Below are 19,996 nucleotides of genomic sequence, written 5' to 3' on the forward strand. Positions count from 1 at the left end.
CCGTCGGATTCAGTACCGCTCCCGCCGTCAACGCTGACGCTGACGGGTCAGGCCTGCTCGCCCTCGGCGGCCTTCTCGTCCTCGGCGGCCGGCGCGGCCTCGGCGGCCGGAGCCTCCGCAGCCGGGGCCTCCTCGGCCGGAGCCTCGGCAGCCGGAGCCTCGGCGGCCGGGGCAGCGGCTTCCTCGGAGGAGTCAGCCTTCTTCTCACCCTCGAGCAGGTCGCGCTCCCACTCCGCGAGCGGCTCGCCCGCGGCCTTCTCGCCCTTGCCCTCGCCACCGCCGGAGCGGGCGATGAGGCCCTCGGCCACGGCGTCGGCGATCACGCGGGTGAGCAGGGTGACGGAGCGGATCGCGTCGTCGTTGCCCGGGATCTTGTAGTCGACCTCGTCGGGGTCGCAGTTGGTGTCGAGGATCGCGACGACCGGAATGTTCAGCTTCCGGGCCTCACCAACGGCGATGTGCTCCTTCTTGGTGTCCACGATCCAGACGGCGCTGGGCACCTTGGACATCTCGCGGATACCACCGAGGGTCTTCTCCAGCTTGGCCTTCTCGCGCGAGAGCACGAGAAGCTCCTTCTTGGTCAGACCCGACGCGGCGACGTCCTCGAAGTCGATCTGCTCGAGCTCCTTGAGGCGCTGCAGACGCTTGTAGACGGTGGAGAAGTTGGTGAGCATGCCGCCCAGCCAGCGCTGGTTGACGTAGGGCATGCCGACGCGGGTGGCCTGCTCGGCGATGGCCTCCTGCGCCTGCTTCTTCGTGCCGACGAACATGACCGTGCCGCCGTGGGCGACGGTCTCCTTGACGAACTCGTAGGCGCGGTCGATGTACGACAGCGACTGGAGCAGGTCGATGATGTAGATGCCGTTGCGCTCGGTGAAGATGAAGCGCTTCATCTTCGGGTTCCAGCGACGGGTCTGGTGACCGAAGTGGACGCCGCTCTCCAGCAGCTCCCGCATCGTGACGACGGCCATGGCCGTATCTCCTTGAGTTCTCGGTTGTGCCGCGTCCGCCGGACGGCGGTCGCGCCTGACGCCCGCGGTGCGCCGTGCCACGAAGGACCGAGGGGCGCTGATACGGACCGTTTCCGGTGGCCGTAGCGGGGCGTGCGAAGTCGACCCGGTGACCCGGATCGCCAGAAGAAGTGTACGGGACCGGCGGGGCGCCGGGTGACGCCGCTGTCCACAATCGGGCAGTGGTCCACAGATCCCGGCCGAGGTCGCGTGGAGTGCGGGACCGTCTGAGGCATGGGGACACAGCGACACGCAGGGGTGATGTGGGCGGTGCTGCTGGGACTGGTGGTGACGGTCCTGGCGCCGCTGGCCTGGGCGCAGGGGCCGCCGCCGGGGCCTTCGGGTACGCGAGCGCGGGTGCCGGCGGTGGCGACGACGTGGCCGGTCGGGGTGCGTCCGCGCATCCTCCGCGGGTGGTCTCCTCCCGCTTCCCCGTACGGCCCTGGCCATCGCGGAGCCGACCTGGCGGCCACGCCGGGGGCTGCCGTGCGGACGGTGGCGGCGGGCCGGGTGTCCTTCGCCGGACGGGTGGCGGGCCGGGGGGTGGTGTCGGTGGAGCTGCGGGGGACGGGGACACCACCCCTGCGGACGACGTACGAGCCGGTACGGGCTTCGGTGCGCCAGGGTGACGAGGTGACGGCGGGCGCGGTGATCGGCACGGTGGAGCCGACGGGCTCCCACTGCGCGCTGCCGTGCGTGCACTGGGGCCTGCGGAGAGCCGAGACCTACCTGAACCCGCTGCTGCTGCTCCCACCGCGCCTGCGCAACGGGGGCACGTCGAGGCTGCTGCCGGTGCTGGGAGTACCGCTGCCGTCGTGAGCGGAGCTCAGCTCCGCTGCTGTCGTAGCCGAGCTCAGCCGCGCACGCCCCGCAGCACCATCGCGACGGCCGCCTCCGCGATCACCGAGGGTTCCTCCGCCGCTCCGAGCTCGAGGCGCCGCACCGCCGCGTCCACGATCCCCTGGACGAGCATCGCCGTCAGCCGGGCCTGCCCGTGCCCCATCTCCTCCAGCGCCTCGACGATCAGCGCGACGAGTCCCCCGTGGGCGGCGCGGATCTTCTCCCGGGCCCCCGCGTCCAGCTCGCTCGCGGAGATGGCGACCACGGCCCGGTGCCGCCGGTCCCCCACCAGCTCCAGTTGCGTGCGCACATACGCCTCGACCGTGGCCTGCGGCCCGTTCGCCGCGGCCATCGCCGCCGACACCTCGGCCGCCCAGACGGGGAAGTCGACCGCGCACAGCTCCTCGACCACGGCCGCCCGCGACCGGAAGTACTCGTACACGGACGATCGCGCGAGTCCTGTCCGCTCGGCGAGGGCAGGGAACGTCAGCGCTTCGGTGCCGCCCTCGGACAGCAGGGAACGCGCCGCGTCCAGCAGGGCGGCGCGCTGCATCGACCGGTGCTCGGCCACGGAGGCCGCTCGAATCCTTGGCACGTCAACCACTTTACGGACGCGCCACCCGGGACGGGAGTCACTCGCCAGGCCCGCTCCCTTGCCGGCCCGGGCCGCTCGCCGGCGCTCAGCGCCCGAAACCGGCCAACTTCGCGCGCAACTGGAGCACCGACTTGGTGTGGATCTGGCTGACCCGGCTCTCGGTCACCCCGAGCACGTTGCCGATCTCCGCCAGCGTCAGACCCTCGTAGTAGTAGAGCGTGACCACGGTCTTCTCCCGCTCGGGCAGCGTGTTGATCGCCCGCGCGAGGAACCGCCGCAGCTCCCGGTCCTCGGCGACCTCCACCGGGTTGTCGGCGGCGGTGTCCTCCAGCGTGTCCATCAGGCTCAGCCGGTCGCCGCTCTCCCCGCCGACGTGCAGCAGTTCCTCCAGCGCGACGACGTTGGCCAGCGACAACTGGCTGAAGACGGCGTGCAGTTCCTCCACCGCGATGCCCAGTTCGGCGGCGACCTCCTGCTCGCTGGGGGTGCGCCTCAGGCGTGCCTCCAGCGTGGCGTAGGCCCGCTCGACGTTGCGCGCCTTCTGCCGCACCGAGCGCGGGATCCAGTCCAGCGCCCGCAGCTCGTCGATCATGGCGCCGCGGATCCGGGTGATCGCGTACGTCTCGAACTTGATCTCCCGGTCGATGTCGAATTTCTCGATCGCGTCGATCAGCCCGAACACCCCGGAGGAGACGAAGTCGGCCTGCTCCACATTGGGCGGCAGGCCCACGCTCACCCGGCCCGCCACGTACTTGACCAGCGGCGAGTAGTGCAGGATCAGCTGCTCCCGCAGCCGTTCGTCTCCGGTCGCCTTGTACGACCGCCAGAGCTCGTCGAGCGTCGAGGGAGCGGGCGGCCGCACGCTGCCACCGTCACGGGCGGCTGAGGGGATCGCCGCCCGGTCGGACCCGGAAGTGTGCTGGGGCATTCGTCGCCTTGTGCCGTTCTGCTGTGCCGTACGCGTGAATGTGGGGGTGTCGTCGCCGATCCTTGTGAGCGTAGCGTGACTGAAGGATCGCGGTGTGCGAAGAAGGCGTCCCGGAGGATCCGCAGATACGTTCCGCTGGGCGCCCCGGCGGAGCGCGGCACTCGCCGCGCGCGCTCTGCCCGGGGCGCCAACTCGCCGGAATTTCCCTGGGCTTCGGGCTTCCCCCGGACGGCCGAACGAACGCCGTCAGCCAGGTGAGCGAGCGCCCCTGGCGGACATCACGGCCTGGCGTGTCAACTTCCAGTCGTCGCCGTGTCGTTCGACGTAACCGAGGGCTCTGAGTTCGTACAGTCTCGCGATCGCGTCGTCCTGGCTGGTCTGCGCGTCGCGCGCGATGTCGGACGCGCGGGCTCCGCGGCGGCCGGGCAGCGCCGCCAGGACCCGGCGGGCGCCGGGGGCCAGCAGATCCCTCGGGAGCACCGGGCCGCGCCGCTCCGGGGCCAGCTCCCCGATGTCGCCGATCAGTTCGACGACCTCCGCCGCGTCGGTCACGAGCGTCGCGCCGCCGCGCAGCAGTTCGTGCACTCCGGCCGACAGACCGCTGGTGGCGGGTCCGGGTACTCCTATCGTGTGACGGCCGAGGCGCTGCGCGGCCCGCGCGGTGACGAGCGAGCCGCTGCGGTACGCCGCCTCGACGACCACACTGCCCCGGGTCAGGGCGGCGATGACCCGGTTGCGCAGGATGAACCGGCTCGGTGTCGGATGGTCACCGGGCGGCAGCTCACCGACCACCAGCCCCTGGTCGGCGATCCGGTTGATCAGCTCGGTGTGTCCGCGCGGGTAGGGCCGGTCGACGCCGCAGGCGAGGACGGCGACGGTGGCGCCGCCCGCGCCGAGGGCCCCGCGGTGGGCGGCGCCGTCGATGCCGTAGGCGCCGCCGGAGACGACGACCCAGCCCCGCTCGGCGAGGCCGCCGGCGAGGGTGGCCGCCATGTGGGCGCCGTACTCGGTGCAGGCGCGGGCGCCGACGACGGCGACGGACTTCAGCGCCCACATGCGCAGGCTGGGCCGGCCGCGCACCCACAGCCCGAGCGGGCGGGCGTCTCCCAGGTCGTCGAGCTGCCCGGGCCACTCGGAGCTGCCGGGCGCCACGAACCGCACGCCGGCGGCCTGCGCGGCGGCGAGGTCCGCCTCCGGCTCGGCCCGCCCGGCGCGGGCCAGCAACCCGGCCCAGCGCTGTGCGCTCACCCCGGGCAGCGCCGGTCCCCCGGCCCGCAGCCGCCGCACGACCTCACCCACCCCGAACTGGCGCACCCACCGCCCTCCGGCCTCCTCCCCCGGCTCGACGACCCGGGTGAGGAAGACCCGGCCGAGCAGTTCCTCGGCCGGTCCGGGGCCGCCGGTCATGCGAGCGCTCCGATGGCCATCGGGACCCCGCGCGGAACGCCGGTGCGCAGTTGCAGCGCCAGGGCCACGTCGGTCGCGTCGGGCCGGTCGTGGCCGACGAGGTCGGCGACCGTCCAGGCGACCCGCAGCACGCGGTCCAGCCCGCGGGCCGTGAGGACCCCGCGCTCCAGGCTGCGTTCGGCGTCGTCCAGGGCCCCCGGCGCGGCGTGCCAGCGGGTGCGCAGCTCCCGGCCGGGTACCTCGCTGTTGGTGCGCCACGGGGTGCCCTCCAGCCGGGCCGCCGCCCGCTCGCGGGCCGCCCGGACCCGCGCGGCGACCGTCGCCGTCGACTCGCCGCCGGGACCGCGCTGCGCGAGTTCGGCCCGGCCCACCGGGTCCACCTCCACCCGCAGGTCGACCCGGTCGAGCAGCGGGCCGGAGATCCTCGCCTGGTAGCGGCGGATCACCGACGGCGGGCAGTCGCACAGGCTGTCCCTGAGCGAGAAACGCCCGCAGGGGCACGGGTTGGCCGCGAGCACCATCAGGAACCTCGCCGGGAAGCGCACCACGCCGGCACTGCGCGCGATCACGACGTGCCCCGACTCCAGCGGCTGCCGCAGCGCGTCGAGCGCCTGGCCGCGGAACTCGGGGGTCTCGTCCAGGAACAGCACGCCCCGGTGGGCGAGGGAGACCGCGCCGGGCCGGGCGATGTTCGCGCCGCCGCCGACGAGGGACTGCATGGTGGCCGAGTGGTGCGGGGCGCAGTAGGGCGCGACGTCGATCAGCGGCTTGCCCGGCGGCAGCAGCCCGGCCACCGAGTGCACGGCCGTGACCTCCAGCGACTCCTGCCGGGTCAGCCGGGGCAGGACGGCGGGCAGCCGCTCGGCGAGCATGGTCTTGCCCGCTCCTGGCGGCCCCTCGAGGAACAGGTGGTGCCCGCCGGCCGCGGCCACCTCCACCGCCGTACGCGCCGAGATCTGGCCGACGACGTCGGCGAGGTCGTGACCGGTGTCCTGCTGGGCCGCTCCGATGCTGTGCATGCCGGTGGCCGCGCCGGTGCCCGGCATGCGCAGCCCGGCCAGCAGCGGATCGGGCCGGCCCAGTTCGTCGGGCTCCTCCTCCGGGACGGGCTCGTCGGTCAGGACGGCGATCAGCTGGCGCAGGCTGCGCACGCCGAGGACCGACACTCCCGGTACCAGCGACGCCTCGGCGGCCGCGCATTCCGGGACGACCACCTGTTCGTACCCCGCGTCGGCGGCGGCGAGGACGGCGGGCAGGATGCCCCGCACCGGCCGCACCCGCCCGTCCAGCCCCAGCTCGCCGATCATCACGATGTCGGAGAGCACCCGGGGATCGATCCGCTCGGCGGCCCCGAGGACGGCGCAGGCGACGGCCAGGTCGAACCCACTGCCCGCCTTCGGCACCGAGGCGGGCGAGAGCCCCACGGTGAGCTTCTTCTGCGGCCACTCGGCCCCGCTGTTCACCACCGCCGCCCGTACCCGGTCGCGGCTCTCCGTCAGGCTCTTGTCCGGGAGGCCGACCAGGGTGAACGCGGCGACGCCCGGTTCGAGGTCGGCCTGGACCTCCACGACGACGCCCTCGACACCGACCAGGGCCACGGAACACGTACGCGCGAAGCCCATGTCAGGCCACCCCCCGCACATGCTCGACGACCGGTGCGCCCCGCCGTGGCAGGACCACCCCGACGAGGTCGATGCGGACACCGCCCGGTGGGGCACCTCCGTGGGCCTGGATCCACCGCTGGGCCAGCGCGCGCAGCCGCTCGGCCTTCTCCGGGGTGACGGCGGACATCGGATGCTCGAAGGAGCCGTCCCTGCGGGTCTTCACCTCGCAGACGACCAGGACGTCGCCGTCCCGCGCCACGATGTCGATCTCTCCGGACCGTCCGGCCCGCCAGTTGCGTTCCAGGACCGCGAGACCGGTCTCGGTCAGCCGCCGGGCGGCCAGGGTCTCTCCGTACTTGCCGAGGGCACTGCGTGCGTTCATGTCGGCACCACCTCCGGCGCCAACGATCACGCACCCGCCACCAAGAAGTGGATCTTGGTGGACGGCTGACCGCTTGTGGAAAACTCGGCCACCCGCACGGGTGGCACAACCGGCGGCATCAGCTGCCGGGCAGCTCCAGATCGCTCTTGTTGAGCTCCTCGATGTTCACGTCCTTGAACGTGAGGACGCGGACCTGTTTGACGAAGCGAGCCGGCCGGTACATGTCCCAGACCCAGGCATCCGCCATCGTCACCTCGAAGAACACCTCACCCTGGACCGAGTGCACCTGCATCTCGTAGTCATTGGTCAGGTAGAAGCGCCGCTCGGTCTCGATCACGTATTTGAACAGACCGACGACGTCGCGGTACTCCCGGTAGAGCTTGAGCTCCATCTCGGTCTCGTACTTCTCGAGGTCCTCGGCGCTCATGGCATGTTCCCCTTCAGCCGTGCGGTCCCACCATTGTGCGCCAGTCGCGCGCGCCCCTAGACGATTTCCGTCTCCAGGGTCACGGGCCGGCCCGGGGGGCCTTCGTCGAGCAGAGTGCGCAACAGCTCGGCGAGTCTGGTCGGATACACCGTCTCATGCGTCCCGGTCAGTTCCGCACAGGACCACCACCTCGCTCCCGCGACGCTGCGCCGTTCCAGCTCCGTCAGCGCCAGTGCCCGGGTCGCCGTCGTCGTCGTACGGGCCAGGTAGTACCACTCGTCCTGGTCCCAGCGGCGGCCCGCGAACGGGAACGAGCAGGTGCGCCGCCACAGCACCGGGCCCAGGTCGACCTCGGTGATGCCCGTCTCCTCGGCGAGTTCCCGCAGCGCGGCCTCCTCACGGGTCTCCTCGCCCTCCAGGCCGCCGCCGGGCGTGAACCACCAGTCGTCGGCCGGATCGTCCGGCTCATGGCCGTGCAACAACAGAACCCGGTCCTCGGGGTCGAGCAGGACCACCCGCGCGACCTTGCGCAGCGCACCCTCAACGGACACCGGCGGGCTCCGTCCGCGCAGCCGGGCGGGACCGGCGCGACGCCCGCTTGGCGATCGGCCCGTAGGCCCCGCCCGCGAGTACCAGCGAGGCGCCCGCGACGATCACGGTGACGACGGAGCGCAGCGGCCCCGGCTCGGACAGCGCCCCGAGCGGCTCGAAACCGGTGGGGCGGGCCAGCATGCCCTTCATGGGCCATACGACGGCGTCGACCCGCGCGGTCACAGCGCTCTCGTCGACCGTGCCGCGGGCCGCGTCGGTGAGGTGGGCGGTGGAGTCCAGCGAGCCCTGGCGCTCGTCGCCGAGCAGGAACAGCCGGCCCTTGGGGACCGTCACCTTCGGGAAGTTCATGATCTCGGCCGGAGTGCCCGCGGCCAGATACGGCTCGTCGATCTGCTTGCCGTTGACGGTCAGCTTGCCGTCGGTGCAGCAGGCGACGGTGTCACCGCCGACCGCGACCACGCGCTTGACCACGGGGGCGTTCGACACCCACGACTTGTCGTTGAACACGACGACGTCACCGCGGCGCACGTCGCTGCCGTCGACACGATGGGCCAGCACCCGGTCACCGACGTCGATCGTCGGCGTCATCGAGGGGGTCGGCACGGTGTACGGCCGGTACACGACCGCGCCCCAGACGAACCCGCCCAGGAACAACACCATCCCCAGCGCGACGGCAAGCCCGGAGACCCGCTGCCCCACCTTGCCGCCACCACGTATGCGCTCACCCATGGCCCCGCACCCTACCGTGGGCTCCGCCGGGCGGGGAGATCCCACCCGGCCCGGTCCGGGGCCGGCGGGCAGTGGGAGGGACGGCCCGGCCTCGCGGGCCGCCGCGTTCATGGGCGCGGGGAACCGCGCGACCAGCCGGCGCTCACCCGCGGACGAACGGCGGCCGGAAGAACCTCAAGGCCGACGACGCCGCCACAGAGCCACCGGCACGACACCTGCCAGCACCACCGCGTCCGGCGCCGCGGGCAGGACCGCGGCCGCAGAGGACGGCTTGTCCAGCCCCGTCTGACCGAACGTGTCGGGCACGGGCAGCGTCCCCCACCGGTTGATCGGCCACGCCTTGACGATCGCGCGGCCCACGACGTCCTTCACCGGGACCATGCCGTGGTGCCTGTCGTTCTGGTTGTAGCGCGAGTCCTTCGAGTCCTGCCGGTGGTCGCCCATGACCCAGATGTAGCCCTTGGGCACCTTCACCTTGAACGTCCCGCCACCCGGGTCGTCGGAGCACGGCGTGTTCCCGGCGTAGACGTAGTCCTGCTCGTTCAGCGCATGGCCGTTGACCGTGAGCGGCCCGGTGCCCTTGCACTCGACGGTGTCACCGCCGACCCCGATGACCCGCTTGATCAGGTCCTTCTCCTCGGCCGACGGCATCAGACCGATCCAGCTGAGCACCTTCTGCACGGCGTTGGGGTCGGTGGTCGCCTCCCCGGCCAGCCAGTTGTCCGGGTCGTGGAAGACGACGACCTCGCCGCGCTCGGGCTCGGAACCGAACCACGGCGTCAGCTTGTCGACGAGGACCCGGTCACCCTCCTGCAGCGTGTTCTGCATCGACGCCGAGGGGATGGAGAACGCCTGCACCAGGAACGTCTTGATGAGCAGCGCCAGCACGAGCGCGATCCCGATGAGGATCGGCAGTTCCTTCCAGAAGGAGCGCGGCTTCCTCGGCCCGGCGGTCCCTGCCGCCGAACCCTGTGACACCGTCCGCCCTGCCTCGCCCGGCACCGCGCCGTCCTCCATCACGTCGGGGTCATTCCCTGCAGTCCTCGAAGTCACGGCGCCGTCCGCGGTCGAGGCTGCGGACTCCACGGGGCGTCCGCGGTGTTCCTCGCCGTCGTGTCCGGACCGAGCGCCAACCGCCACATCCCCCACGCCAACTCCTCACTCTGTGTCGCTGCCTGCCCCGTGCGCGACGCAGGCCCACCACTCCCATAACGAGCGGGAGTTCCGCAGGGGTCGGGAGCTGGAGCATTTCCTTGTGATCCACCGGATCACCGGAGGCAACCCTATGCGACAGCGAGCCGGCCGTGGCCGACCCGGACACCTCCGCGTCGGCCCCGCCCGCCACGTCGGCCCCGGCGGCGTCGTGCACGGACGCGTACGCCGACGGTTCGTCCAGGGTGCTCCAGTGGCCGAGGGGCCAGGCGATGACCATGGCCCGTCCGACCACCTCGTCCTCGGAGACCGTACCGCCGTAGTCGGTGCCCTGGTGCGAGCGGGAGTCCGCGGAGTTGGACCGGTGGTCGCCCATCACCCACAGCCGCCCCTGCGGAACGGTGACGTCGAAAGGCGTGTCGGACGGGGTGTCGCCCGGGTTCAGATAGTCCTCGTTCAGGGGAACGCCGTTGACGGTGATCCGCCCCTGCGCGTCACAGCACTTCACATGATCCCCACCGACCCCGACCACCCGCTTGATGAGGTCCTTCTCGTTGTCCGACGGCAGCAGCCCGATGAACGTCAGCCCCTCTTTGACCTGCTTCACCACGACCGGGTCGTCCTTCTTGACCGTCGTCTGCTCGTCCTTCAGCCAGCCGCCCGGGTCCTTGAACACCACGACGTCCCCGCGCTCGGGCTTGGACCCGAACCACGGGGTGAACTTGTCGACCAGAACCCGGTCGCCGATGCGGATCGTCTGCTCCATGGAGCCGGACGGGATCACGAACGCCTGGACGAGGAAGGTCTTCAGCACCAGCGCGATCAGTACGGCGACCCCCACCAGGAGGGGGATCTCCTTCACGGCACTGCGTCGGCGCTTGCGCTTGACCTTGCGCTGGAGCCTGCGCCGCTCCGCACGCGTGCGGCCACCTCCGGCAGGCGCACCGCTGGGAGCGGAGGCGCGCCGAGACCCCGTGGGCAGCGGATCGTCCGCTCCCCCACCGGCGGCACCCCGCCGCCGACCACGGTTACCCATGCACGCCCCCCGTACCGCCGGCGCCCACCGCAGCGCCGACGGCCTCCGGCACACGCGCGTACGCCCCCGGCCGCTCCAGCCGGGTCGCATGCCCCACGGGCCATACGATCCAGTCGGCCCGCCCGATGACGTCGCCGGCCGGCACCATGCCGCCGCCCGGCGAGCCGAGATGGTCACGGGAGTCGCTGGAGTCGCCGCGGTGGTCGCCGAGCACGAACAGGTGGCCGTCGGGCACCACGACGTCGAAGGTCACCGTGGACGGGCTGTCCCCGGGGTACACGAACGCCGACTCCTCGACCGACCGGCCGTTCACCCGGATCCTCCCCTCCTGGTCGCAGCAGACCACGTGGTCTCCCCCCACACCGACGACGCGCTTGACGTAGTCGCCGTCCCCGAAGGAGTCGCTGCCGTCGAACACGACGACGTCCCCGCGCCGCGGCTCGGCTCCGAAACGGTATGCCAACTCATTTACGAGAACCCTGTCCCCGATCCTCAACCCCGGTTCCATGGAACCGGAAGGAATCTGGAACGGCCGCACCACGAAAACGTTGAGGAGCAGCAAAAAGACCAGGCAGACGAGCAGGGTCAGGCTGATACGACCGCCGGGGAGCCACGCGGCGATCCGGTCCGCCAACGCGAAACGCGACCGTCCCTCCCCACCCGCCGCTGCGGGTTCGGAGGAGCGGTCGCGCTCCGTTGGCTGTGTTTCGGTGTCCATCGGGGCCGAATGCTATCCGGCCCCGCTGTGACCCCGGGAAAGCGCTCAGCTGTCGCGCTTCTCCTTGATCTTCGCCGCCTTGCCGCGCAGCTCGCGCAGGTAGTACAGCTTGGCGCGACGCACGTCACCGCGGGTGACGAGCTCGATCTTCTCCACGATCGGGGTGTGCACCGGGAAGGTGCGCTCGACGCCGACGGAGAAGGAGACCTTGCGGACCGTGAAGGTCTCGCGCACGCCGGCACCCTGGCGGCGGATCACCACGCCCTTGAACTGCTGCACACGGGAGCGGTTGCCCTCGATGACGCGGACGTGGACGTTGACGGTGTCACCCGGGCGGAAGGCCGGGACGTCGCTGCGCAGCGACGCGGAGTCGACGGAGTCGAGCAGGTGCGACATTTCGTCTGCTTTCTTCGCTGATGCCACAGGTCATCAACGGCATCTAGATCTTTCAATGGGAAGCTGCCCGGGTCGGAGCGGACGTCCTGTCCCCCTGTGGCAGGGGCGCACGCCGGACGGACGGACAGCAGCGGTCTATTCTTCCACGCCGGCCGCCCGGCGCCAAAATCGGCCGTACGGCTCGCCCTCGGGGTCGGGCTCCCAGCCCAGGATCGACAGCATCTCGCGGTCCTTCTTGTCGAAGGCCTTCGGGTCGCACCGCTCGATCAGGTCGGGCCTGTTGGCCGTCGTGCGCCGCAGTGCCTCGTCGCGGCGCCAGCGGGCGATCTTCCCGTGGTGGCCGCTCAGGAGCACCTCGGGGATCTCCCGGCCGCGCCAGGCGGGCGGCTTGGTGTAGACGGGGCCTTCCAGCAGGTTGGCCATGGCGCCGGGCGCGAAGGAGTCGTCGCGGTGGGACTCGGCATTGCCGAGGACCCCCGGCAGCAGCCGGGCCACGGCCTCGGTGACGACGAGGACGGCGGCTTCCCCGCCGGCGAGGACGTAGTCGCCGATGGACACCTCGTACACGGGCATGCGGGTGGCGTACTCGTCGATGACGCGGCGGTCGATGCCCTCGTAGCGGGCCGGGGTGAAGATCAGCCAGGGCCGTTCGGAGAGGTGGACGGCGAGTTCCTGGGTGAAGGGCCGGCCGCTGGGAGTGGGCACGATGAGCGCGGGCTCACGGGAGCCGCTCTCGTAGCCGTCGGCGAGCACGGAGTCGAGCGCGTCGCCCCACGGGTCGGTCTTCATGACCATGCCGGGGCCGCCGCCGTACGGGGTGTCGTCGACGGTGTTGTGCCGGTCGTACGTCCAGTCCCGCAGATCGTGGAGGTGCACGTCCAGTTGCCCACGCGCGCGTGCCTTGCCGACGAGGGAGACGTTCAGCGGGTCGAGGTACTCGGGGAAGATCGTGACGACGTCGAGCCTCATGCCTTGTCGTCCCCGGACTCTTCGCGGGACGAGGCAATCTCGGCGCGGTCGTCGATCAGGCCGGGCGGGGGCGCGATGACGGCCTTCTGCTCGGCCAGGTCGATCTCGGTGACGATCTCCTCGACGAACGGGATCATCACCTCGCTGCCGTCGGACCGCTCGACGATGAACAGGTCCTGGGAGGGCAGGTGGGAGATCTCGGTGATCCGGCCGACCTCGGTGCCGTCCTCGGTGACCACGTCCAGGTCGATCAGCTGGTGGTCGTAGTACTCGTCCTCTTCCTCGGGCAGCTCGTCCGGGTCGATCTCGGCGATCAGGAGGGTGTTGCGCAGCGCCTCTGCGGCGGTGCGGTCGGCGACGCCCTCGAACCGCAGCAGGAGGCGGCCGCTGTGGACGCGTCCCGACTCGATGGTCAGCGGGCCGGTGGAGGCGGGCTCCGTGGCGAGTACGGCGCCGGGGGCGAGCCTCAGTTCCGGCTCGTCGGTCCGTACCTCGACGGTGACCTCACCCTTGATCCCGTGGGCACGGCCGATCCGTGCGACTACCAACTGCACCTGTTCATTCTCCTGTCATACGACTGCGGGCCGGGGACGGCCCAGTGGCCCTCCCCGGCCCGAGCCGGTGCTGCACAGCGTCAGCGGACGTGGTCCACGTCGACGAGGTCGACACGGACACCGCGGCCGCCGATGGCGCCCACGACGGTGCGCAGAGCGCGTGCGGTACGGCCGTTACGGCCGATGACCTTGCCGAGGTCGTCCGGGTGGACCCGGACCTCGAGCACACGTCCGCGGCGCAGGTCGCGCGAGGCCACCTGCACATCGTCAGGGTTGTCGACGATGCCCTTCACGAGGTGCTCGAGAGCCTCCTCGAGCATGCTCAGGCCTCGGTCGACTCGGACTCAGCCGCAGCCTCGTCCTTCTTCTCAGCCTTCTTCTTCTGGGTGATCGCCTCACCCTTGCTGTCGTCGTCGCCGCCGATGGCCTCGAACGACGGGCGCGCGGGCTTCGGCTCGGCGACGAGCAGCGGAGCCGGAGCGGGCTCGCCCTTGAACTTCTGCCAGTCGCCGGTCTTCTTCAGGATGGCGAGCACGGGCTCGGTCGGCTGAGCGCCGACGGAGAGCCAGTACGCCACACGCTCGGCGTCCACCTCCATGACCGACGGGTTGTAGGTCGGGTGGTACTTGCCGATCTCCTCGATGGCCCGGCCGTCACGGCGGGTACGGGAGTCGGCGACGACGATGCGGTAGTGAGGCGAACGGATCTTGCCCAGACGCTTCAGCTTGATCTTGACTGCCACGGGAGTGGGTTCTCCTGAATTTGACGTGGTTGGGCACGGCGAGAGAGCCGCGTGGGGTTGCGGTACCCGAGTGCCCGATGGACGCGTCAGCCGGAGGAGAGAGGGGTCCTGTGCGACTGTCGAGTACAGCTAGCCATTGTGCCACACGCGGCGGGGCGCTTCCGGCCGAGGGTTGCTTGTCGTGGGCACGCTTGAGAGGCACCCGGCGCCGCCGTGACGCCGTCGGGTGCGCAACCCGGCGTGACGGGGTGCCGCCGGCCGGCCCCGGCCGGCGGCACCCCACCTCTGTTCGACCGCTCCGGCACCCACGAGATGCCGGTACGCGCGGCCCCGGTTACGCCGCTCCCACGACCTCCGGGATGCGGAACGGCTTGCCGCAGCCGCCGCAGACGATCGGTGCCTGGGCCAGGACCGACGGGACGACCCGGACGTTGCGGCCGCAGTCGCACACCGCCTTGACGCGGACGCCGCCGCCCGAGGACCCGTGCCGCGCGGCCGGGCCCCGGAAGGCGCGGGTGGCGCCCGAGGAGGTCGCCGCCGAGTGGGCCTTGAGGGCCCGCTGGAGACGCTCGATGGTGGGCCGGTAGCGCCGCTTCGCCTCGGGACTGAGCGTGACCAGCGAGAAGCCGCTGCTGGGATGCGGCTCCTCGGCGTGGTCCAGGCCCAGTTCCTCGGCGATCGCAAGGAATCTGCGGTTGTGGTAGCGCCCGGCCCGGGACGTGTCGCGCACGCCGCGCGCGGCGGCGATGCCATGGACTGCTTCGTGCAGCAGTCGCTCGAAGGAGAGCTCGTGCCCGCACGCGGACGACGACTCCCCGATCAGTGACTCCGGCGCGGCGAGGTCCGGCAGCTCGGGGTGGTACCGCTGAATGTCGGCCCACGCCTGCGCCAGCTCGGCGGCGAGAACAGGTGGTGTCTGTGTCGTGCTCACGTAATGACAACGAGCCGGGGTGCCGCTGTGTTCCGATTCCGGGGCATCCCAAATAATTTGCACGTACCCGTCAGTTGCCACTGATGCGCCCTGACGAGGACGGGTGCGCTGATCTGCGGAAATGCCGCACAGCTCATAACAAGGTGGTGCGTAGACCGACGTAGGCGTACGTACGTACCTACGCGTAGATCATGTCGACGCGGGACGCTCCACGGGTTTCGCCGGTGCGCAAGGGCCGTTTCGGTCACGCGCGCGGCGAGTCCCGTCACCTTCGTCAGCGCATGAGACGACGGGGACGTTACCGGGTCGGTCGCACTCCCCCGGCACCGCCCCGGCCGCCGTCGGCGGGACATTGTTCGGGCCACGTTGCGCGCAGGTGAAATCCAGCCAGTCCGACAGCCAACTCTCAAACCGCGCTCGCTTTCCACTGGACGCACCGCCGAGGCGGGAGTTTCCTGGCATACGGGGGTCAGTGCGAGCGCACTGCACGGGGGCCATGCAGGACCGGCAACTCCAGCGAGACGGGCACACGGCTTTTCTCTCGGCGGATTGGGGCGCGTACCTATGACACCTACGCTCGTGCGGCAGCACCTCCCCCAGGTGGGCTCGACACCCCGCGTGGACCTGTGTGCACGCGCGCGTGACTGGTCGGAGATCCAGGAGCGGATGCTGGTTCCGCTCTACGAGAGCGTCTACGAGCGACTGGAAGTGGGGCCCGGCACCCGCCTGCTGGGCCTGGGCTGCGGCTCCGGCCTGGCCCTGCTGATGGCGGCGGTGCGTGGCGCGGAGGTCACTGGCGTCGAGTGCCACTCCGCGGAACGGCTGGCCCTCGCCCGCGAGCGGCTGCAGCCGGAGGCACCCGGGGCACGCGCGCGTGGCGGCGCGCGGCTGGTGCGGGAGACCCCGCGGCGGGCGGCCCCGTCGTACACGCTGGTGACGGCGTTCGAGCCCATCGGGTGCACGGCCGGCGATTCCGACGGTCTCGCCGAACTGCTCGCCGGGGCGGTGACGGTCGCCGAGCGCGGCACCCCCGTGGTGCTGGCCGGCTGGGGGCCGCCGGAGCGGTGCGCCACCTCCTCCGTGCTGCGGGTGGCGGGGAAGCTGGCCGATCCGCTGCGCAGCCCGGGCAGCTGGCGCCCGGCCCTGCGCGACGACCTGGAGGAGGTCGCCCAGCGGGCCGGACTGCGCCCTGACGGTTCCGGACGTGTGGCCTGCCCCTTCGGGTACGCCGACGTGGACAGCGCGGGGCGCGGTCTGCTGTCGACCGGGCTGTTCGACGCGGCGATCGCGGTCGCCGGCCAGGAGCAGGTCGACAAGGAGCTGACCGAGGCGCTGCACCCGCACCGGCGGGCCGACGGCACCGTGTGGATGCCGAACGTCTTCCGCTACCTGATAGCCCGCGTGCCGTGAGCTGCCCTCAGGACTCGTCCTTGGTCAGCCGCGAAATGCCCGCGATGCGGTAGGCGTCGGCCTCCTCCAGCGTCTCGCGCTCCAGCAGCGCCTCGGCCAGCGCGTCCAGCTGCCCGCGGTGGTCGCGCAGCTTGCGGCACGCCTCCTCGTAGCACTCGTCGACGACCCGGCGCATCTCCTCGTCGATCGCGTCGAGGGTCTGCGGGGCGGCGGCGAGGCCGTAGGCCTGCTGGGCGTCGTTCGGCAGCGCCGAGAGGCGGCCGACGCGTTCGCTCATGCCCCACCGGGAGACCATCCCGCGGGCGATGCGGGTGACCTGCTCCAGGTCGCTCTCCGACCCGGTGGTGATCACGTCGTAGACCACATGCTCGGCCGCCATGCCGCCGAGGGCGCCGATGATCCGGCCGCGCAGGTACTCCTCGGTGTAGGCGTACTTGTCCGCGTCCGGCGTGGACAGCGTGACGCCGAGGGCCCGGCCGCGCGGCACGATGGTGATCTTGCGGACCGGGTCGGCGCCCGGCTGCAGCATGCCGAGCAGCGCGTGCCCGCTCTCGTGGTAGGCGGTGCGCCGCCGCTCCTCGTACGGCATGACGAGGGCGCGTTCCGCGCCGAGCTGCACCTTCTCCAGGGCGTCGGACAGGTCGGACCGGGTGACCTGCTGCCGGCCGCGCTTGACGGCGAGCAGGGCGGCCTCGTTGGCGAGGTTGGCGAGTTCGGCGCCCGTCATGCCCGGGGTGGTCCTGGCGACCTGGGCGAGGTCGACGTCGCCGGCGAGCGGGATCTCACGGGTGTGGATGCGCAGGATGGCCTCGCGGCCGCCCCGGTCCGGGGGCGAGACCTGGACGATCCGGTCGAAGCGGCCGGGGCGGGTGAGCGCCGGGTCGAGGACGTCGGCGCGGTTGGTGGCGGCGACGACGACACCCTCCGAGCCGGAGAAGCCGTCCATTTCGGTCAGGATCTGGTTGAGAGTCTGCTCGCGCTCGTCGTGCCCGCCGACGCTCGCGCCGCCGCCGCGGGCCCGGCCGATGGTGTCGATCTCGTCGATGAAGATGATCGACGGGGCGACCTTGCGGGCCTCCGCGAACAGCTCGCGCACCCGGGAGGCGCCGACGCCGACGATCATCTCGATGAACTCGGAGGCGGACGCGGAGAAGAACGGCACCCCCGCTTCCCCGGCGACGGCCCGCGCGAGCAGCGTCTTGCCGGTGCCGGGCGGTCCCGCGAGCAGTACGCCGCGCGGCATCTTTGCGCCCATGCGGCGGTAGGCGTCGGGGTTCCTCAGGAAGTCCACGACGTCGTTGAGTTCGCCCGCGACCTCGTCGATGCCGGCCACGTCCGCGAAGGTGGTGCGCGGCTGCCCGGGCTCCAGCTCGACCGGTTTGGGCGGCGCCTTGCGGCCCAGCATGCCGCCGGCCCCGCCGAGCCCCGCGCGCATCCGCCGGGCGATGAACACCCACACGGCGATGAGCAGCAGCATCGGCGCCAGCGAGATCAGCAGGTTGGCGAGAAAACTGCGGTGCTGGACGACGGGCTCCGCGGTGACCGTGACGTTGTGCTTGGTCAGGGACTCCCAGATCTTGTCGTCGGCGAAGGTCGGGCGCTCCGTCTTGAACTTGGTGTAGGTGCCGGAGCCCTCGGGGTTGTCCTTGGCCTTCCTCAGCTGGCCCTGGATCGCGTCGCCCTTGGCGTAGATCTTGCTGACGTTGCCGGCGTCGACCTGCTTGCTGAACTCGGTGTAGGAGATCGTCGGCTCGGTCGCCTCGTCCTGGAAGGACAGGATGAGGTTGGCGATCAGGTACACGATCAGCGCGGCGACGATCAGCCGCCACCAGCCCCCGCCCATCCGCCGCCCGCCGGAGGGCGGTTTCGCCGGCTCCTCGGGGGTGCCCTCGGTACGCCAGGGCTGGTCGGGTGACTTCCGCGGCGGGGCAGGGTTGGCCATAACCGGACGTTACGACAGGAAAGCCGCACAAGCATGCGGGTGTACGACACCGGGGGCGCCCCTCTCGCGAAGGGCGCCCCCGGCGGACGTACGGCGGGCCGGTCAGCCCATGAACTTCTTGAACTCGTCCGGCAGCTCGAAGTCCTGGCCGGCCTGCTGGCCCGGCAGGCCGAAGGCGCCGCCGTTCTCGGCGGCGGCCGCGCGGCGGGCGGCCTCCTCCTGCTCCTGCTGCTTGCGCTTCATCGGGTTGCCGGAGCGCTGCTTGCCCTTGGCCTTCTTCTGCTGCTTCTTCTGCCGGCCGGGGCCGCCGCCCATGCCCGGGATCCCCGGCATGCCGGGCATGCCGCCGCCCTGCGCCATGCGGGACATCATCTTGCGGGCCTCGAAGAACCGCTCGACGAGCCCCTTCACCGCGCTGACCTCGACACCGGCACCCTTGGCGACACGGGCGCGGCGGGAGCCGTTGATGATCGTCGGGTCCTGACGCTCGGCCGGGGTCATCGACTTGATGATCGCCGCCATGCGGTCGACGTCCCGCTCGTCGATGTTGTTGATCTGGTCCTTGATCTGGCCCATGCCGGGCAGCATGCCGAGCAGCTTGCTGATGCTGCCCATCTTCCTGACCTGCTCCATCTGGGCCAGGAAGTCGTCCAGGGTGAAGTCCTGGCCCTTCTTCGACGCCAGCTTGGAGGCCATCTTGGCGGCCTCTTCCTGGCTGAACGTCTTCTCGGCCTGTTCGATCAGGGTGAGCAGGTCACCCATGTCGAGGATGCGGGAGGCCATCCGGTCGGGGTGGAAGGCGTCGAACTCGTCGAGCTTCTCGCCGTTCGACGCGAACATGATCGGCTTGCCGGTGATCTGCCGGATCGACAGGGCGGCACCACCACGGGCATCGCCGTCGAGCTTGGAGAGCACCACGCCGTCGAAACCGACGCCGTCGCGGAAGGCCTCGGCGGTGTTGACGGCGTCCTGACCGATCATCGCGTCGACGACGAACAGGATCTCGTCGGGGCGGACCGCGTCCCGGATGTCCGCGGCCTGCTGCATCATCTCCTGGTCGATGCCCAGGCGGCCGGCGGTGTCCACGATGACGATGTCGTGGACCTTGGACTTGGCGAACTCGATGGAGTCCTTGGCGACCTTGACCGGGTCGCCGACGCCGTTGCCCGGCTCCGGCGCGTACACCGCGACGCCGGCGCGTTCGGCGACGACGCTCAGCTGGTTGACGGCGTTGGGACGCTGGAGGTCACAGGCGACCAGCAGCGGGGAGTGGCCCTGCTCCTTGAGCCACCGGCCGAGCTTGCCCGCGAGGGTGGTCTTACCGGCACCCTGGAGACCGGCCAGCATGATCACGGTCGGCGGCTGCTTGGCGAAGCGCAGACGCCGGGTCTCGCCGCCCAGGATCGTCACGAGCTCGTCGTTGACGATCTTGAGAACCTGCTGGGCCGGGTTCAGCGCCCGGGAGACCTCGGCGCCGAGGGCGCGCTCCTTGACGTTCTTGATGAACGTCCGGACGACGGGCAGGGCCACGTCGGCTTCGAGGAGCGCGATGCGGATCTCGCGCGCGGTGGCGTCGATGTCCGCCTCACTCAAACGCCCCTTGCCGCGCAGATTCTTGAAGGTCGCTGAGAGGCGATCGGAGAGAGTATCGAACACGGCGGCGTCGGTCCTC

At 71.3% G+C, this 19,996-nt stretch carries 22 protein-coding genes; 2 read left to right on the plus strand and 20 right to left on the minus strand.

Annotated elements, in window-relative coordinates:
• Positions 1-47: 47 nt before the first annotated feature.
• Entirely contained in the window at positions 48-971 is a 924-nt protein-coding gene (gene rpsB / locus AB0J12_RS24780; RefSeq protein WP_363266577.1) for a 30S ribosomal protein S2, read from the minus strand.
• A gap of 273 nt (positions 972-1,244) precedes the next feature.
• Here rpsB and AB0J12_RS24785 point away from each other — a divergent pair, with 273 nt between their 5' ends.
• Positions 1,245-1,829, plus strand: coding sequence for a M23 family metallopeptidase (locus AB0J12_RS24785; RefSeq protein ID WP_363266578.1), 585 nt, complete (start codon positions 1,245-1,247; stop codon positions 1,827-1,829).
• A gap of 34 nt (positions 1,830-1,863) precedes the next feature.
• Here AB0J12_RS24785 and AB0J12_RS24790 read toward each other — a convergent pair whose 3' ends face one another.
• The 17 genes from AB0J12_RS24790 to AB0J12_RS24870 form a co-directional block, all read right to left on the minus strand.
• Positions 1,864-2,421 carry a helix-turn-helix domain-containing protein gene (locus AB0J12_RS24790; protein WP_363266641.1) on the minus strand — a complete coding sequence of 186 codons (558 nt, stop codon included), beginning with the start codon at positions 2,419-2,421 and terminating at the stop codon, positions 1,864-1,866.
• Between the two features lie 109 nt (positions 2,422-2,530).
• On the minus strand, positions 2,531-3,373 hold the full coding sequence (gene whiG / locus AB0J12_RS24795; protein WP_363266579.1) for an RNA polymerase sigma factor WhiG: 843 nt from the start codon (positions 3,371-3,373) through the stop codon (positions 2,531-2,533).
• Positions 3,374-3,619: 246 nt separating this feature from the next.
• Positions 3,620-4,780 carry a DNA-processing protein DprA gene (gene dprA / locus AB0J12_RS24800; protein WP_363266580.1) on the minus strand — a complete coding sequence of 387 codons (1,161 nt, stop codon included), beginning with the start codon at positions 4,778-4,780 and terminating at the stop codon, positions 3,620-3,622.
• Positions 4,777-6,402, minus strand: coding sequence for a YifB family Mg chelatase-like AAA ATPase (locus AB0J12_RS24805; protein WP_363266581.1), 1,626 nt, complete (start codon positions 6,400-6,402; stop codon positions 4,777-4,779). Before AB0J12_RS24805 ends, dprA begins: the two co-directional genes overlap by 4 nt.
• Position 6,403: 1 nt before the next feature.
• Positions 6,404-6,766 carry a YraN family protein gene (locus AB0J12_RS24810; RefSeq protein ID WP_363266582.1) on the minus strand — a complete coding sequence of 121 codons (363 nt, stop codon included), beginning with the start codon at positions 6,764-6,766 and terminating at the stop codon, positions 6,404-6,406.
• 118 nt (positions 6,767-6,884) lie between these two features.
• Positions 6,885-7,193 (minus strand): DUF2469 domain-containing protein, encoded by a 309-nt coding sequence (locus tag AB0J12_RS24815; RefSeq protein ID WP_006139554.1) that lies wholly within the window; start codon positions 7,191-7,193, stop codon positions 6,885-6,887.
• Positions 7,194-7,249: 56 nt separating this feature from the next.
• The gene (locus tag AB0J12_RS24820) at positions 7,250-7,744 is read right to left on the minus strand and encodes an NUDIX hydrolase (protein ID WP_363266583.1); all 495 of its coding nucleotides are present in this window, start codon (positions 7,742-7,744) and stop codon (positions 7,250-7,252) included.
• Entirely contained in the window at positions 7,734-8,474 is a 741-nt protein-coding gene (gene lepB / locus AB0J12_RS24825; protein WP_363266584.1) for a signal peptidase I, read from the minus strand. Before lepB (AB0J12_RS24825) ends, AB0J12_RS24820 begins: the two co-directional genes overlap by 11 nt.
• A gap of 174 nt (positions 8,475-8,648) precedes the next feature.
• Positions 8,649-9,560, minus strand: coding sequence for a signal peptidase I (gene lepB / locus AB0J12_RS24830; protein ID WP_363266585.1), 912 nt, complete (start codon positions 9,558-9,560; stop codon positions 8,649-8,651).
• On the minus strand, positions 9,502-10,662 hold the full coding sequence (lepB, locus tag AB0J12_RS24835) for a signal peptidase I (protein ID WP_363266586.1): 1,161 nt from the start codon (positions 10,660-10,662) through the stop codon (positions 9,502-9,504). The genes lepB (AB0J12_RS24830) and lepB (AB0J12_RS24835) overlap by 59 nt, the downstream gene beginning before the upstream one ends.
• Entirely contained in the window at positions 10,655-11,380 is a 726-nt protein-coding gene (lepB, locus tag AB0J12_RS24840; protein ID WP_363266587.1) for a signal peptidase I, read from the minus strand. Before lepB (AB0J12_RS24840) ends, lepB (AB0J12_RS24835) begins: the two co-directional genes overlap by 8 nt.
• Before the next feature lie 45 nt (positions 11,381-11,425).
• A complete protein-coding gene (gene rplS / locus AB0J12_RS24845) occupies positions 11,426-11,776 on the minus strand; it encodes a 50S ribosomal protein L19 (protein ID WP_030866123.1) in 351 nt (116 codons plus the stop codon).
• Positions 11,777-11,911: 135 nt separating this feature from the next.
• On the minus strand, positions 11,912-12,745 hold the full coding sequence (gene trmD, locus AB0J12_RS24850) for a tRNA (guanosine(37)-N1)-methyltransferase TrmD (RefSeq protein ID WP_363266588.1): 834 nt from the start codon (positions 12,743-12,745) through the stop codon (positions 11,912-11,914).
• A complete protein-coding gene (gene rimM / locus AB0J12_RS24855; RefSeq protein WP_363266589.1) occupies positions 12,742-13,299 on the minus strand; it encodes a ribosome maturation factor RimM in 558 nt (185 codons plus the stop codon). The genes trmD and rimM overlap by 4 nt, the downstream gene beginning before the upstream one ends.
• Positions 13,300-13,379: 80 nt before the next feature.
• Entirely contained in the window at positions 13,380-13,619 is a 240-nt protein-coding gene (locus AB0J12_RS24860; RefSeq protein ID WP_005479813.1) for an RNA-binding protein, read from the minus strand.
• Between the two features lie 2 nt (positions 13,620-13,621).
• Entirely contained in the window at positions 13,622-14,041 is a 420-nt protein-coding gene (gene rpsP / locus AB0J12_RS24865; protein ID WP_363266590.1) for a 30S ribosomal protein S16, read from the minus strand.
• Positions 14,042-14,375: 334 nt separating this feature from the next.
• Positions 14,376-14,972: a hypothetical protein gene (locus AB0J12_RS24870; RefSeq protein WP_363266591.1), complete on the minus strand. Its 597-nt coding sequence runs from the start codon at positions 14,970-14,972 to the stop codon at positions 14,376-14,378.
• Positions 14,973-15,536: 564 nt separating this feature from the next.
• On the opposite strand from AB0J12_RS24870, the gene AB0J12_RS24875 reads away from it, so the two are divergent.
• Complete coding sequence (locus tag AB0J12_RS24875; RefSeq protein WP_363266592.1) at positions 15,537-16,382, plus strand: SAM-dependent methyltransferase; 846 nt, start codon at positions 15,537-15,539, stop codon at positions 16,380-16,382.
• 7 nt (positions 16,383-16,389) lie between these two features.
• On the opposite strand, the gene ftsH is transcribed toward AB0J12_RS24875, so the two are convergent.
• On the minus strand, positions 16,390-18,324 hold the full coding sequence (gene ftsH / locus AB0J12_RS24880; RefSeq protein WP_363266593.1) for an ATP-dependent zinc metalloprotease FtsH: 1,935 nt from the start codon (positions 18,322-18,324) through the stop codon (positions 16,390-16,392).
• A gap of 102 nt (positions 18,325-18,426) precedes the next feature.
• On the minus strand, positions 18,427-19,980 hold the full coding sequence (gene ffh / locus AB0J12_RS24885) for a signal recognition particle protein (RefSeq protein ID WP_363266594.1): 1,554 nt from the start codon (positions 19,978-19,980) through the stop codon (positions 18,427-18,429).
• Positions 19,981-19,996: the final 16 nt, after the last annotated feature.

Origin of the sequence: Streptomyces sp. NPDC049915 (assembly GCF_040656475.1) — a bacterium.
Classification (GTDB): domain Bacteria; phylum Actinomycetota; class Actinomycetes; order Streptomycetales; family Streptomycetaceae; genus Streptomyces.